Source organism: Acinetobacter sp. CIP 102136, assembly GCF_000369685.1.
GTDB lineage: Bacteria > Pseudomonadota > Gammaproteobacteria > Pseudomonadales > Moraxellaceae > Acinetobacter > Acinetobacter fasciculus.
Genome location: NZ_KB850142.1, coordinates 1,571,312 through 1,586,835 on the forward strand (window position 1 = coordinate 1,571,312; position 15,524 = coordinate 1,586,835).

Annotated in this window: 13 protein-coding genes; 7 read left to right on the forward strand and 6 right to left on the reverse strand. The window is 43.5% G+C overall.

Annotated features, from left to right (window positions below; genetic code table 11):
• Nucleotides 1–8: 8 nt before the first annotated feature.
• On the forward strand, nt 9–983 hold the full coding sequence (locus F893_RS12970) for a lysophospholipid acyltransferase family protein (RefSeq protein WP_005252464.1): 975 nt from the start codon (nt 9–11) through the stop codon (nt 981–983).
• Here F893_RS12970 and F893_RS12975 read toward each other — a convergent pair.
• From F893_RS12975 to F893_RS12985, 3 genes are all read right to left on the reverse strand, one after another.
• Nucleotides 972–3,434: a DNA internalization-related competence protein ComEC/Rec2 gene (locus tag F893_RS12975; protein ID WP_005252465.1), complete on the reverse strand. Its 2,463-nt coding sequence runs from the start codon at nt 3,432–3,434 to the stop codon at nt 972–974. The two genes, F893_RS12970 and F893_RS12975, sit on opposite strands and share 12 nt — an antisense overlap.
• Before the next feature lie 86 nt (nt 3,435–3,520).
• Nucleotides 3,521–4,204: a lipoprotein-releasing ABC transporter ATP-binding protein LolD gene (gene lolD, locus F893_RS12980; protein WP_004645694.1), complete on the reverse strand. Its 684-nt coding sequence runs from the start codon at nt 4,202–4,204 to the stop codon at nt 3,521–3,523.
• The gene (locus tag F893_RS12985) at nt 4,197–5,432 is read right to left on the reverse strand and encodes a lipoprotein-releasing ABC transporter permease subunit (RefSeq protein WP_005252466.1); all 1,236 of its coding nucleotides are present in this window, start codon (nt 5,430–5,432) and stop codon (nt 4,197–4,199) included. The genes lolD and F893_RS12985 overlap by 8 nt, the downstream gene beginning before the upstream one ends.
• A gap of 26 nt (nt 5,433–5,458) precedes the next feature.
• Between F893_RS12985 and F893_RS12990 the strand changes: the two genes are divergently transcribed.
• Nucleotides 5,459–6,022, forward strand: a complete 564-nt coding sequence (locus tag F893_RS12990) for a PilZ domain-containing protein (RefSeq protein ID WP_005252467.1) — start codon at nt 5,459–5,461, stop codon at nt 6,020–6,022.
• 9 nt (nt 6,023–6,031) lie between these two features.
• Here the strand turns inward: F893_RS12990 and F893_RS12995 are convergent, their stop codons facing one another.
• Together F893_RS12995 and F893_RS13000 are read right to left on the reverse strand one after the other, a co-directional pair.
• Nucleotides 6,032–6,946 carry a DMT family transporter gene (locus F893_RS12995; RefSeq protein WP_005103872.1) on the reverse strand — a complete coding sequence of 305 codons (915 nt, stop codon included), beginning with the start codon at nt 6,944–6,946 and terminating at the stop codon, nt 6,032–6,034.
• A 21-nt stretch (nt 6,947–6,967) separates the two neighbouring features.
• On the reverse strand, nt 6,968–7,453 hold the full coding sequence (locus F893_RS13000; protein ID WP_005103873.1) for a YaiI/YqxD family protein: 486 nt from the start codon (nt 7,451–7,453) through the stop codon (nt 6,968–6,970).
• Between the two features lie 249 nt (nt 7,454–7,702).
• Here F893_RS13000 and F893_RS13005 point away from each other — a divergent pair, with 249 nt between their 5' ends.
• Nucleotides 7,703–8,635, forward strand: a complete 933-nt coding sequence (locus F893_RS13005) for a hypothetical protein (protein WP_005103874.1) — start codon at nt 7,703–7,705, stop codon at nt 8,633–8,635.
• Between the two features lie 581 nt (nt 8,636–9,216).
• Here the strand turns inward: F893_RS13005 and serC are convergent.
• Nucleotides 9,217–10,296 carry a 3-phosphoserine/phosphohydroxythreonine transaminase gene (gene serC / locus F893_RS13010; RefSeq protein WP_005252468.1) on the reverse strand — a complete coding sequence of 360 codons (1,080 nt, stop codon included), beginning with the start codon at nt 10,294–10,296 and terminating at the stop codon, nt 9,217–9,219.
• A gap of 360 nt (nt 10,297–10,656) precedes the next feature.
• On the opposite strand from serC, the gene F893_RS13015 reads away from it, so the two are divergent.
• From F893_RS13015 to F893_RS13030, 4 genes are read left to right on the forward strand one after another with little or no spacing between them, the layout of a single operon-like run.
• Complete coding sequence (locus F893_RS13015) at nt 10,657–12,138, forward strand: TolC family protein (protein ID WP_004971852.1); 1,482 nt, start codon at nt 10,657–10,659, stop codon at nt 12,136–12,138.
• 11 nt (nt 12,139–12,149) lie between these two features.
• The gene (locus tag F893_RS13020) at nt 12,150–13,280 is read left to right on the forward strand and encodes an HlyD family secretion protein (protein ID WP_005252470.1); all 1,131 of its coding nucleotides are present in this window, start codon (nt 12,150–12,152) and stop codon (nt 13,278–13,280) included.
• Complete coding sequence (locus tag F893_RS13025) at nt 13,280–14,410, forward strand: ABC transporter permease (protein WP_005252472.1); 1,131 nt, start codon at nt 13,280–13,282, stop codon at nt 14,408–14,410. Before F893_RS13020 ends, F893_RS13025 begins: the two co-directional genes overlap by 1 nt.
• Nucleotides 14,407–15,507 (forward strand): ABC transporter permease, encoded by a 1,101-nt coding sequence (locus F893_RS13030; protein WP_005252474.1) that lies wholly within the window; start codon nt 14,407–14,409, stop codon nt 15,505–15,507. The genes F893_RS13025 and F893_RS13030 overlap by 4 nt, the downstream gene beginning before the upstream one ends.
• The last annotated feature ends 17 nt before the right edge of the window (nt 15,508–15,524 follow it).

The following is a 15,524-nucleotide window of genomic DNA, read 5'->3' on the forward strand; positions in this document are numbered from 1 at the left end:
CGAAATCAATGACGAAACAGGGCTCACGGAATTCAGCTTACGGATTACTCAAATACATTAGCCGCCAACCGCTTCCGGTTTCTCGCTGGATGGCCCGTATTCTGGCCTTTATTGTGAACAGTTTTAAAGTCACTAAAACTTCGGAAGTCATTCGTCTCAACCTTGAAATCAGTCTTTCAGAACTGTCTAATCAGGAACGTGAACAGATTAACCGTGCTGCGATTCGCAATGAATTAATGTCATATTTCGAGTTCTTTACTATTTGGGGCTCAAGCAATCAGAAAAATCTTAAACGCGTTCATCGCGTTATTGGCGAAGATCTACTTCATGATGCCATTGCACAAAATAAAGGCCTCGTGTTAATCGTGCCGCATTTTGGTACCTGGGAAATTATGAATGCCTATATTGCCCAGTTCACCTCAATGACCATTATGTACAAACCTGTGAAAAATCAGGCTGCAGATCAATTTGTACGGGCCGCCCGTAGTCGTGAACAGGCGCATCTGGTGCCGACCGATGAATCTGGCGTCCGTCAGATTTTTAAAGCCTTAAAACAAGGTGGCACTACGGTCATCCTTCCGGATCATACCCCGAATATCGGTGGTGAATATATTCCCTATTTCGGCGTGCCTTTGGCCACCAGTAATTTAAGTGCCAAGCTGATTCAAAAGACCAAAGCGCGTGCCCTGTTTTTATATGCTCTACGTAATACTGAAGATGGATTCGATATTTTTATCGAAGCAGTTGATGAAAAAATTTATAATGGCAATGCCAATCAAGGCACACAAGTCATTATCAATAGTATTGAAAATTTAATTCGTCGCCATCCGGAACATTATCATTGGAGTTATAAACGCTTTAATGCGCATCAAGACTTGGGAAATCTCTACAAACTTGAGCATGAACAAGCTTTGGGCAAAGTAAATGCATTAAGAACTCAAGAACTACATAAAGTTTCGCCCATATTGGAATCAGTCACTTAAGGGCTGACGATACAACCACTGCCATTCATGTCGTTCGGCAGAAAGTACCAGTTTTAAGCCTTGTTGCTGAAAGTGCACACTCCCCTGTTCTGCCGTGGTTAATAATGGAATATTAAGAGCTTTTAACCGTTGCTGGGTCAGTTGGCTCGGGTGGCCATAGCGGTTAAATTTTCCAGCCGAGGCAATCGTCAATTTAGGCCGCAAAACTTCTAAAAATTGATAAGCTGAACTGTGCTGACTGCCATGATGGCCGAGTACCAGCACATCGACTTTAAGTTCCGGATAATCTTGAAGCAGCTGATATTCAGTTTCCCAACCCGCATCCCCCATCAGTAAAAAGTTTTGATACGGTCCGGCATTTTTAACTTGCAGATATATCACACAAGAGCGGTCGTTTTTATTGAAGTTTGGCGTATTTAACTGCTGCTGCCGAGGTGCCAGAATTTTAAAGTTAATCGTCTCAGACCATTGCCATTGCTGTCCTGCATAACAAAACTGAAAACTTGAAGAAGCAGCTGTTTCAGGCATCTGATTGGATGACACTTGTCGGATGTTTAGTTGATCTTTAATGCTGTGATATGCACCGCTATGGTCCTGATCCAGATGGGTCAAAATCAGTTGATCCAGTTCTCCAACACCTTGCACAGACAAAAATGGCATAATCACTTGCCGACCAATACTGAATTTTTCTTCATTATAATAACCGCCCATATCGATCATCATGCTCTTTTGCCCTTCCCGAATGAAGATGGCCTGTCCCTGCCCGACATCCAGAACAGACAGCTGAAATGCATGCTGATTAAGTTGAGGAATGTACAGTGGTAAACAGGCAAGTGCTGTCCAGCTTTTAGGCACTAAGCCACGCGGCAAAAAGACAATTAATAAGCCCAAAATACATAGAGCAATCATCCAGACATTCATGGCCACAGGAATCAGTTGCGGTGCAAACAGCCGATCAAGCAGATTCAAAAATGCCAGCAGTATATGAATAAAAATATCATTGAGCTGAAACAGCAGACTCGAAAGTGGTTCAGAAATGAAAAATAATAAAGCCGCCAGAATATCTACGGGAACTATTAGCAGGCCAATCCACGGGATGGCTACTAGGTTGCTTAGCGGGGTAATCCAAGCCACCTGCTTAAAAAACAGCATCATTAAGGGAAACAGGGCCAGAAAAATTTTCCACTGCGACTCCACTAAAACTTTCATTGCAAAATACAGACGTTGTAATGCTGTTTGTATTGTTTGATTCGGTTGCTGCTGAATGGTTTGATAGATTCGCAGCAAGACAAAACAAGCCCCATAAGACAACCAGAATGCGGCCGACAAAATACTAAAAGGATCAAAGAGCAACAATAAGGCAGCACTTAAAATCAGCAATTTTAATGGCTGCACACTTTGCCTGAGCAGCAAGGTTAAAGTTACAATCACACAAATCAGTAAAGTGCGTAGCGCCGGAATCTCAAAACCGACAAAGGCACAATACAGTAATACACATAACAAAAAAGGCAGACTCAAAAAATACTGCCTTGGCCATTTCAGATAAATCTGCGGTGCATACCTTGAAATCAGATATTGCAAGGTGCCACAGACGATAAAAGCAAAGATCAGCACATGCGGTCCGGAAATCGCCAGTAAATGACTCATGCCAAAATGCTGGAATTGCTGTTCCGTCGCTTGATCCAAGAGACTTTCATCACCACTTAATAGAGCCAGTAACAAGCCTTTCTGCTGTACGGGTTGTCTGGCCACAAACTCTCTTAAGGCCAGTCGCTGTTGTTCTACGCAAAGCAAAAATCGCTGATTCAACTTTTGTTGCTGACGGAAATGTTGAGCATGACCTAGCGTATAGAGTTGTTGCAGTTGCAACTCCTGAATGCTCTTGATTCGGAAACCGGCCATAACATTTTGCTGTAATGCCCACTTTTCTGCATCAAAGGCACCTGGTGTGGCATAACTATGGCTAGGCCGAATCTGGCCTTGTAATAAATAATAGTGTCCCAGTTCAAGAGTCTGCTGTTTGGTTTCATCATTTACCAAACTGGATGTGGTAGGATCTGAAACTGGCAGAAAACCCATCCACTTAACTGTATTGCCATCAGGATTAAGCACATGCAAGGCTTGCTGGATATTCTGATCGCCCAGTTTATTCAGCTCTTTGATATACACCACGATTTCTTTTTCAGAGACCTCGTGCTCTCGCTTGGATAAACGTTCAGCCAATTGCAGATTGGCATAAGCGTGACCTAAAAACAGCCCTAAAAGTAGGCTTGACCCAGTGATCAACAGGCTTCTCAGCGGTGTATTCAAGATGAACTTTAATTTATGGCAACACAGATACCACAACAGCGCAACGATCAAAACTGCCGTCCCGCTCAGTTGAACAGTCAGGAAACTTTTCCCCATACAGGCAAGGCCTAAAATCCAGCCAATACATAGCCACTGCAACATTGAATCTTATTCTGTCTTGTTATTATTTTGTCCAATAATAAAGCCCACCGGAGTGAGCTTCAATCAAATGCGAATATTCTCGTTATTTATGGTTCAATCCAGAGACCATCCTGCATATGTAAAATCCGATCTGCTGCATGGGCTAGCTGTTCATCATGCGTCACAATCAGCATCGCCATATTGAACTCACGTTGCAATTCGGTCAGCAGTTCAAAAATCTTTGCTGCAGTCTTGCGATCCAGATTTCCGGTCGGTTCATCGGCCATCATCAGTTTAGGTTTACCCACCACTGCACGCGCCAAAGCTACACGCTGACGCTCACCTCCGGATAATTCACCCGGCTTGTGAGTCAGACGATGCGAAAGACCAACACGTTCCAGCAAATATTCGGCCTGCTGTTTGGCTTCCTTAAACTTCATGTTGTCGCGTAACATCAGCGGCATGGCCACATTTTCCAGTGCCGTAAATTCTGGCAACAGGTGATGAAACTGATAAACAAAGCCCAAATGCTCATTCCGCACATAACCGCGTTCTGCTTCAGACAAGGTATCAAAACGGCGGCCATTCACCATGACCTGACCTGACGTCGGGCGATCCAATCCACCCAAAACATGTAATAAGGTACTTTTGCCTGAACCACTTGAACCTACAATCGAAACAAACTCACCTGCTTTTACCTGTAGCGACAAGCCGCGAATCACATCGACAGTGGCCTTGCCATCGGTAAAGGATTTGTGAATATTCTGGGCATCTAAAATCAGATTACTCATAACGCAAAGCCTCTGCCGGTTGAATTTTTGCTGCACGTAAAGCCGGATAAATTGTCGCGACAAAACTGAGTGCCAGTGACAAGCCTACAATCACCAAGACATCCTGCCAGCGCAGATACGAAGGTAAGTAGTTAATAAAATAGGCATCAAACATATTCAGGCCTAAAGTATTGTTGAGCCAGCCAATAAAGCTACTGATACTGGTTGCCGCAATAATCCCGAGGATGGCCCCTGCACAAGTTCCAATCACCCCAATCACGGTACCTTGCACCATAAAGATTTTGGTAATGGTGGCAGGTGAAGCCCCCAAAGTCCTTAAAATGGCAATGTCCGATTTTTTATCCGTCACCACCATCACCAGTGAAGACACAATATTAAATGCCGCGACTAGAACGATCAGGAATAAAAGCAGGCTGACCATGGCTTTTTCCATCTGAATCGCGCTGAACAGATTACCATGGGTATAAGTCCAGTCCGAAGCATAGAAATTCCCCGGCAAATCACGCACAATTTCCTGAGACACTTGTGGTGCCAGGAAAATATCATCCAGCTTCATACGCACACCCTGCGCACCATCCGGTAGACGCAGCAAGGTCGAGGCATCATTTAAAGCGATATAACCCATCATCGAGTCAACTTCAGCACCAATACTGAAGATTCCCACCACTTTAAAACGCTTGAAACGCGGGACGACACCAGCTGGTGATGGGGTGGCTTCTGGCAAAACCAGAGTAATATTGTCATTTAAACCCACACCCATGGCATCGGTCATTTGCTTGCCCAAAACAATACCAAATTCACCTTTTTTCAGGCTGTCGATACTGCCCTCAACCATATGGTTTTGTATAATTGAAACTTTTTTCTCATACTCGGGTTCAATCCCGCTGACCATAATGCCGGCGACCTGACCCTGTGCGGTCAGCATGCCTTGTAATTGAGTAAAAGGTGCGACTCCATGAACATGCTCATGCCCTTCAATTTGCTTTGCAAGTTCTGGCCAATTTGTTAAAATTTGTGTTGAGGAAACAGTCGCTTGAGGTATCATTCCTAAGACACGATTCTTTAACTCTCGGTCAAAACCATTCATCACAGACAACACTGTAATGAGGACTGCCACACCGAGTGTGAGGCCGATCATTGAGACCAACGCAATAAAAGAAATGAAGTGGTTACTACGCCGTGCGCGAGTATATTTCAACCCTATATACAGCGAGATTGGTTTAAACATAACCATCTAGTCCGAGGTAATAAATTATGGAAAATGTACAGCATCCAAACGGATTCACGGAAAGACGCGTTATGTCTCGAATCGATGCTGCCTTACGAATTAATTATCAGATTATTTCCGATGATGTTGCCTTAAATGATCCTTATGACTCTAACTTTGTCTTGCCCCGCTATTTTCTACTACTTGCAGAACTAGATCAATTTGATCACGCGGTTAACTACGAATTAGAACAATTATCTGAAAAAGATCAACAAATTGCTCGAATCTTATCCTTATTCAACCAAAAATTAAACCTTATTACCGGATCTTTGTATGACGCAATTGTACAAAGCATGTTACCTGTACCGGAGCAGGTGAACTTTTCAGAAACCGGTTTTAGCTTCTTTAGTGACCGCCCGATCACGGAAGGCACCTATCTGCACGTGACTTTAAGCCACCCGGAAAATTTCTTCCATATTGCCGCAACCGCTCAGGTTGCTTATAGCCGTGAAGAAGAAAATGGTAAATTCCGGACCGGTGCCTATTTTATTACCATGCATCCACAGGACCGAGTCAAACTGGGTGAATGTGTCAAAGCCGACTTTGCTTAAATCGCTGACTTAGTGCTGTTGGTTTGTTGATGGCAGGCGGGCAGCATAGCTGGCTTTAATTTCTCTGGAAAAGTATAACAATAAACCCGCCAGCAAAATGCCAACACCAACAACTGCTGCACCGGATAGTTTTTCATCATTGAGAAGTACGCCAACAAATAAGGCCAGCATCGGTGTCAGCACTGTGGTCAAAGACAAGGTCGTCGCCTTGATTTTCTGCACCAGTTTAAAATAACAGAACATTGCAATCAGTGAAGCCATCACCACGGCATATCCCAGTCCGATCAGTGATTTCGCCTGTGGCATCTGGGTAGGCGCAAATTGCCAGATAAAAGGCAGCATGGCACAGGCCATGAGGGCTGAAACCGCGATCGAACCGGCCGCTTGTGCCATGGGCTGCAAAGGCGCATTGACCTTTTTCACCCAGAACATCGAAACACAGTAAATAAACACGCTGAGTAACATCAGGCCGATGCCCACCGGCTGAATATGCTGGTCTTTTCCACCCACACAAATAATCCCCAGCCCCAGCAATGCAATTGCCATGCCGCACCACTGTGAAGGATAGAGTTTGAGCTGAAAAACGAAACGGCCAATCAGGCCGGTAATAATCGGGGCCAGACCAAACATCAATGCGATAATGCCCGAACTGAGATAACCCGTGGCCAGATAGGTAAAAATCTGCGAGCCAATAAAGCTGCAAGCACCAGCCAGATAGCTGTGCATTGAGAGTGAATCAACAGGAAATCGGGTTTTAAACAGCCACAATAAGGCAAATGCAAAAGGCAAGGCCAGAAAGAAGCGTAGTGCCAGTGCCCAGAGCGGATGCAGATCGGTCACGCTCCAGACAATGGCAAGCGGTGTCGTCGCCCAGATAAACACCAATAAAATATAGGTGGCGATCATATTGGTTTGTGTGGGCATGCGAATTACTCTGAATAATGCTTAAAGCGCGGAAGTCTTGCGTTTTTGTTTTTGAATGGTTTGATCGAGTGCGCTAGAGAATTCACGTTTATCCCGCTCTGAAATGGGTGGCGGGCCACCAGTTTGCACACCGGCACCGCGCAAGCTGTCCATAAAGTCACGCAGATGCAAACGCGCTTTGACATTGGCCGTGGTATACACCTCACCGCGTGGATGAATCGCAATCCCGCCCTTTTCAATCACTTCTGCCGCCAGGGGAATATCTTGGGTCATGACAATATCATGCTCTTTCATGCGCAGAATAATCTCTTTATCTGCAGCATCCGCCCCACTCATTACCTGAATTGAATTAATTCTGACCGAAGGTGTGATACCAACCGGCTGATTGGCCACAAAAGTCACTTCCAGCTGATAGCGATCCGAGGCACGGATAATCACATCTCTCAGAATACGGGGTAATGCATCGGCATCGACCCAAAGTTTGAATGGCAACACAGGGCTTCCCATTAAGGTATTAATCCTGCTTATTCTAGCAAATTGGCAGGATCAGGTTGATGGTTAAATCACTTCATTTGTAGCAGATCTGCCCTGTGTACTTCAAAATATACATGCTCTGCCTGGCAAAAATAACTCGATCCAGAATAAAATGGACTTCACATGATTTGCATTTTAATTTTTAAATTCATTCGATTGACTTGAAAAATCGCAATGACCCTCGATTAACTATAAATAAGTCATCCAAGATCAATTGTGCATATGAAAAATCAGAATAGCCCAGAGATCATCACCATTGATGATCAGAATTTCGGTAGTCATGTCGAACACTGGACCCTGCTCACGGAAAACCCCGGTAGCGACGTTCCACAGTGGTTAGGCAAAGCACTCGATGCACCTGTGATGCCGATGGGTCTTTGTACACAAGAATGTGATATGGATGGAGATACCTGGCTGATTCAGGGGCCGAACAAAGCTGCAGTGCAGTTGAGTCAGGTGATTGCCGTCGAAAACAACAAACCTCAAGCAGTAAAAACTGCCTTCCCCTGCTTTGAAAGTCCGTATCAGGTAAAAGCCACGATTGACCGGATCATTTCCTGTAAATCCAATACTCAGGCGGTATTACGTTTGAATTTGGGTGCCAATAATATCATTTATGCTTTTGACAGCCTGTATAGCGTCAATCATGCGCATTATGAAAAAGACCAGCCTTATGTGGTGAACCTGAATGCCTGGGCCTATGAGCTTGAAGCTGTTGCCGAGCATGAACATCTGGTGGTTGATGATCCGGCTTCGATCAAGCACCACCGTGCCTTGAATGATATTCTGGCTGCCAATAATGGTGTAGCACCGGATAATTTGCAGGAACAGATTGATGCCTGGCAGCCGCAGTGCGAAGAAGATAAAGAACCTGTAACCGTAGATTTTTCTAAAATGGTGGCTTATCTATACGGCGAAACCATGGGTCAGGAAGATGAAGCCTGGTTCCAGGGCAATATTGTCGGTAAAACGACTATGCAGTTTATGGGTCAGGACTATACCCTTTATGATGTCACCCTCATTCATGATGAAGGCCAGCCTGCGACCTTGATCCGGATTGCAACGCGGAATGACCAGTACAGAGACTTCCAGATTGGCCAGTATATCCGTGGCAACTTGTGGATTCAGGCCAATATTTATAGAAAAGCGGCCTAAGTTCAAACATATAAAGAAGATATTCATTTTGATGGGTATCTTCTTTTAATCCATCTATCTTCTTATTTGTCATTTTAATTTTTGATTATTTTTTATACATATTTTCTGGCTTAATAATCTATTTAAATTCATTAAAAACCGAGTTATCCACATTTTTAAATTCAAATAAATTCATTTTAAATATTTAAAATAATCTTAAAAATCTTGTAAAAATAAGCGTTTGATTTCTCATATAAATAATCTGTTGTCATGCAAATTTGATATTTAAATAAAATGAAAATTTATCCTCTTTAATTAAAAATGTACTTTATTTAATCAATTTTTTATGATAAAAATACTCACAACAAATTAGTATTAACGATAAATAGATCGGACAATAAATATCTATGAAAATCGTGCAAGAAGAAACATTACAACAGGTCGAGCATCATCTTAGCTCCCGCTATAATATTGATATGATGTCATGCCTTTTTTTCATGTTGGGGATGCTGATCTGCGGATTCATCCTGCATACTTTTATTTTCTAAAATTATTGTATTCATAAAAAACCCAGCCTGTGCTGGGTTTTTTCGTTTCAGGAATTAACCATTGCGTTTGGCAAAGTCATCCATAAAGTTCACCAATGCCTGCACGCCTTCTAAAGGCACAGCATTATAAATACTTGCGCGCATACCACCCACTGAACGGTGACCGGCAAGATTCAATAAATGTTGTGTTTCGGCTTCTTTCAGGAACTGTTTCTCAAGATCAGCATTGGCCAAGGTAAATGGTACGTTCATGATCGAACGATTTGCTTTTGCAATCGGATTCGCATAGAAATCGCTTTGATCGATATAACCATAAAGCAGGTTAGCTTTTTCAAGGTTCACCTTGTGCATGGCATCTACACCGCCATTTTCCAGCAACCATTCAAACACCAGACCAGACAAGTACCATGCATAAGTTGATGGTGTATTGACCATTGAACCGTTTTTCGCTTGATCTGAATATTTCAAGATGCTTGGAATTTCAGGCTTGGCTTGATCGAGTAAATCTTCGCGAATGATCACCAGCGTTAAGCCAGCAGGCCCGATATTCTTTTGCGCGCCCGCATAGATCAAACCAAATTTAGAGACATCTACTGGCGCAGATAAAATGCTAGATGAATAATCGCACACTAATGGCTTATCTGTTTCAGGAATTGAAGCAAATTGCAGACCGCCAATGGTTTCATTATCGGCATAATGCACATAAGCTGCATCATCAGAAAGATTCCATTCGCTTTGTGCACTGATCGCATATTTACCATCAATTTGGATACCTGCTTTTACAACATTGATATCGCCATAACGTTGCGCTTCTTTCAAAGCTTTTTCAGACCAGATGCCGGTATCGATATAGTCTGCTTTGTTGTTTTTGCCAAGCAAGTTCAATGGAATTGCCGAGAACTGTAGTGATGCCCCACCCTGCAAGAACAATACTTTGTAGTTCTCAGGAATATTCATGAGTTTGCGCAGGTCTGCTTCCGCTTTTTCAGCCATGGCAACATAGTCGGAACTACGGTGGCTCATTTCCATGATCGAAAGACCTTTGCCGTGCCAGTCAAGCATTTCAGCTTGAGCTTTTTCAAGTACGGCAGTCGGTAATGCAGCAGGACCAGCACAGAAGTTGTACGCGCGCATGATTTTTCCTTTCAGAGTGAAACACAATAAAATGATGGCATTTAACCATATCTGGCAGGGTCTTGCACAAAATTATTTCAATCTATGAGTCAAGATAGAGTCAAAAAATCAATGTAGATTCACAAGATAAATTGACCAGTATTTTAGCCTGCTGTTTTTATCATCTTTGAACTAACAATTGAAAATATTCAAGATTAAGCCATTTTTTGATTCTAGATATTCCATTAAAAACAGCCGATAAGTATTTGAAATACAGATGTAAAAGAAACAATACTATAACTTTACACTAGTTCTATCTGCGAACCTTTGATTTATACTAGCGGGATAACATTACCGGCTTTAAATCAGTTTAGCGACTTTATGAACTTAAAGAAAAATAAAAGACAGCTTGTCTGGGGTTTAAATCTGCTTGCATCTATGATGTATGGCAGCTTTGCTCATGCACAGAGCATCAGCTTTCAGGATGCTGAACGTCAGTTGTTGCAAAATTCTTATAGCAGCCAAGCCTATCAAAGTCTGGAACAGGCTTCAAAACTTGAAGCTGAAGCAGTAAAAGGCGTAGGTCTGCCACGTGTCGACCTGAATGTTCGTGCCTATGCCTTTCACAGTGAAGTCGATATTCCATTAAAGCAATTTAAAAATAATCTGGAGAATTCACTCTCTCAAGGCGTGAATGGCCGGCTTAATGAGTGGGAGGCCAGTAATGGCGTGGATCTACCTGCAGGTATTACCGATCCACTGCGTGATGGACTTAACAATACTATTCATAGCGGAGTTGGTCTGATTCCGGATACGTCTAATGTCATCCTTGAAGATCAGGTGATTCGCCCCACTGTTTCCGTGATTATGCCAATATATACTGGAGGCCTCACCCGTAGTGCCAAAGAAATTGCCAATATTCAGGTCGGTCGTAGTCAGCTCAGCAACAAACAGCAGCAAGATACGCAGCGTTTTGAACTGATTCAAAGTTATTTTAATGTGCAGCTCCAAAAGCAATTGCATGCAGCTGCGCTGTTTAATCTGAATGCCATGCAGCAGCATTATCGCAATGCCTTAAAAATGGAACAGCAAGGTTTTATCAGTAAAGGCCAGCGTATGCAATTTGAAGTGGCACGTAATAATGCCGAGCGCAGCCAGCAAAATACGCAGGCCAATTTGAATGCTGCGCTGTTCCAGCTGAATAATCTGCTTCAGGAAAGTAGCATCACTGAGCTTTCGACGCCTTTATTTGTCAATAAAACCGAGCCACAGGCCTTAAATCATCTGCTAAAAACTTTTAGTCAGAACTCTGCGCTGATTCAAAAAATGCAGCTGGATACCCAATTGGCCCAAGCCAATGTGAAAGCCCAGCAAGCAGCGAAAAAACCAAATGTATTTGCTTTTGGCGAATATAGTCTGGATCAAAATGAAAACTGGATTGTCGGGGTTGCCGCACGCTATAACCTGTTTTCCGGGATCGATAAAAACAAGAATATTCAGGCTGCCGAACTCAAACGCTCTGCAACAGAACTGCTTACTGCACGCACCCAGCAGGAAATTGAAAATCTGATTTATAAATCTTATAGCGAAGCACTTAGTGCACAGCAAAGTGATGTACTTCTGGCACAAAACTTGAAAGCCGCACAGGAAAATTTACGCATCCAAGAATTGTCTTTTAAAGAAGATACGGGCACCGCCACACAGGTCATCGATGCACAAAATATGCTGAGCGGACTACGAGCTGAAACTGCCTTGAATGCTTACAAATATGTGATGTCACTGGCCACACTATTACAAAGCCATGGCTCGATTGCAGAATTTCCAACCTACATTCAACATGCCAACACCCACTATATTCGCTAATGGAGCCGAACATGAACGAAGATCAAAAACCCAATGATCCTGTGAATGAAGTGGCTTCATCCAGCGATACAGAAAAATCGCCTGCGCAACAGGTAGAAACAAAAACTGAAATAGAAAACAACGCGACGACTTCGACCGAGCAACAACAAGCTCCTGAAATCGCTAAAAAGAAAAAATATTTATTGCTCGCCCTGATTCCAGTTCTGCTGGCAGTCATCGCTTTTGGATTGTGGAAAAGCTACCAACCGGCTCCGCTTGAATTGCAGGGTCGTGTAGAAGCTGAAACAGTTCAGGTGGCGACCAAAGTGCCAAGCCGTATTGAAGAAATCTATGTAGAAGAAGGTCAGCGGGTCAAAAAAGGCGATGTACTGGTGCGCTTAAACAGCCCGGAAATTCAGGCCAAAAAACAGCAAGCCGCAGCGGCTTTACAATCTGCGCTGGCCTTACAATCGACTGCTGAACGTGGCTCGCAGGAAGAAAATATCGCCAGTCTGTATGCCAACTGGCAATCGCTGAAAGCACAGCAAAATTTAGCCAAAGTTTCTTATGAGCGTGGTGCAAATTTATTGAAGGAAGGTGTGATTTCACGCCAGCGCCGTGATGAATTGTATGCAGCCAGTCAATCAGCGGCGCAAATGACAGAAGCAGCGTATCAGCAATACGCACGTGCCAAACGTGGCAGCACCTCACAGCAAAAGAGTTCTGCCGATGCACAAGTAGATATTGCCCAGGCTGCGCTGGATGAAGCCAATGCTTTAGAAGCAGAAACCCAATTAGTAGCACCTGTAAACGGAACGGTGTCTAAAACCTATGGCAAAGTCTCGGAGCTGGTAGCCACCGCAGTCCCTGTGGTCAGCCTGATTGAAGATCAAATGTGGGTGAGCCTGAATATTCGTGAAGACCAATATGCCCCATTTCAGAAAATGAGCAGTATTGAAGGTTATATTCCCGCCCTAGATAAAACCGCCACTTTTCAAATTAGACAGATCAGTGCTGAAGGTGAATTTGCCACCATTAAGACCACACGTCAAACCGGCGGTTATGATGTGCGCAGTTTTAAGCTGCATCTTGTACCCACACCAGCGATTTCTGAACTGAAAGTCGGGATGAGCGTATTATTTAAACTGAAAGAGACCCGATAATGTGGACGGGTATATGGCGCGAACTGCGCTATCTGCTCAGCGAAAAATGGGATCTGTGTCTGGTCACGCTGGCACCTGCACTGGTGATTATTTTATTCAGCAGCATGTTTGCTCAAGGGAAATCGGATCATTTACCGATTGCGATTATTGATCAAGACCAGAGTGCGCTGAGTCAAAGCATTTATCAACATGTGGAGCTGAATCATACTCTTAAAATTGCTACGGTGTCGGAACAAACAGCTGAAATTGAGCGCCTGTTAAATCAAAATAAAATTTGGGGTTATATCCATATTCCAAGCGGTGCCGAGCAACGTCTGGTTCGTGCCCAGGATGCTGACATCAGTATTGCTTTTAACCAGAGTTATTTCAGTATTGGAAATACCATTTCCTCGGCCATGCTGGTCAGTACCCTACAAGCACTCGCTGAATTTAGCGGACAGCAATATCTGGGCAACCGACTCCCCTCTCTCGAAGCACCGTCACCGCATATTAAAATATCTCCGCTGTATAATCCGCAGCTGAATTATGAATTCTATCTGGAACCCTATGTCATTCCGGCAATTCTGCATTTACTGCTGTGTTGTTGTGTGGCATTTTCCGTCGGTCAGGAACTGAAGCGGCAGACCTTAACAAGCTGGATTAGCAACTCATCCATCTGGATGGCATTGCTGTCTAAGAACCTGATCTATGTGGCTATTTTTAGTCTATGGACCTGGATCTGGATGTTCTGGCTGATTGAAATTCGCGGCTGGTTTGTTGCCGGCTCGCTCGCTCTGATTCTATCGGCACAATTTCTGCTATATAGCGCTTATGCATTTTTAAGCAGTGCAGTGGTTCTGGCAACCAAAGATTTAAGTAAATCTTTTGGCATCATTGCGGTCTATGGTGGTTCATCTTTAAGTTTTGCCGGTGTGACTTTACCTTTAAATAATGCGCCCCTATTCACCCAGTTCTGGTCCAATATTATTCCGTTTACGCCCTATGCCAAATTACAAACTGAACAATGGGTGATTGGTAGTCCATTGCATATTTCACTGCAAGCTGGATTCATGCTGCTGATCTATGCCCTAGTTTACGCTCTGCTGGCTTATCTGTTTCTTAAAAAAATAGTTAAAGGAGCAGTCCAATGAAATCCCTCTGGTTTTACTATCTGCAAAGCTTTAAGGATATTGTCAGTCACGGCACGATCTTTACCACGCTTATTCTATCCGTCTTGTTTTACAGCTTTTTTTATCCAACCGCTTATCAGGCACAGCAGGCTGAAGCCTTACCGATTATTATTGTCGATGAAGAACAAAGTAACTTAAGCACCCGTATTATTGGTCAGGTGGCACAAAGCCCCAATGTCGAAATTCAGGCGATTACCGGAAATTTTGCCGAAGCCAAACAATGGGTTGAATCTCAAAAAGCCGATGGTATCTTGTTACTACCGGACAATTTATCGCAAAGCTTAAGGCATGGTGAAACAGGCGGAATTGGACTGTATTTAAGCACGGCCAACTTTTTAGTGACCAAACAAATTGGTCTGGGCTTAGCTACATCAGTTGAGCAAACTTTGGCAGATTATACTGAACGCTTTGGCAAGGTCTCGGATTTTTCACCTGCCCTTTCTGTGCATCAAATTCCTTTATTTAATCCGCTGTCCGGCTACGGCAGCTATGTCTTTCCTGCGGTTGCACCTTTAATTATTCACCAAACCATTCTTTTGGGTTTGAGTATGCTGATTTTGGTATATCGGGAAAGAAAAGTAGAATTAAACACAAATGCATTGATTGGGATGTGTTTAGCGGTCTTTACTATTGGCTGTCTGGGATGTTTCTATTTATTCGGCTTTAGCTTCTGGCTATTTGATTATCCACGTGGTGGCAACCTGTTCGGGATGCTACTGGCTGTTCCGGTTTTTATCTATACAATAATTGGCATGACCTGCCTATTCGCCAGTTTTCTGGATCTGCCGGAACGTGCGGGTCATGTCATTGTATTCACTTCCATTCCACTGTTCTTTTTATCTGGTGCGGCCTGGCCGCATGCTGCAATGCCTATCTGGATGCAAGTCGTTGGCGAAATCCTGCCTTCCACCCAAATTGTGCAGATGTTTATTCAACTCAATCAGATGGGTGTGCCTACAGAGCTAGTCTTGCCTAAATTGCTTTATCTCGGAATGATCGGCAGCTTGTGCTTTTTCTTGGCTTATCGACGTTTAATTTCTGGTCATCAAAGCAGATAGAACATTATAGCAATGCG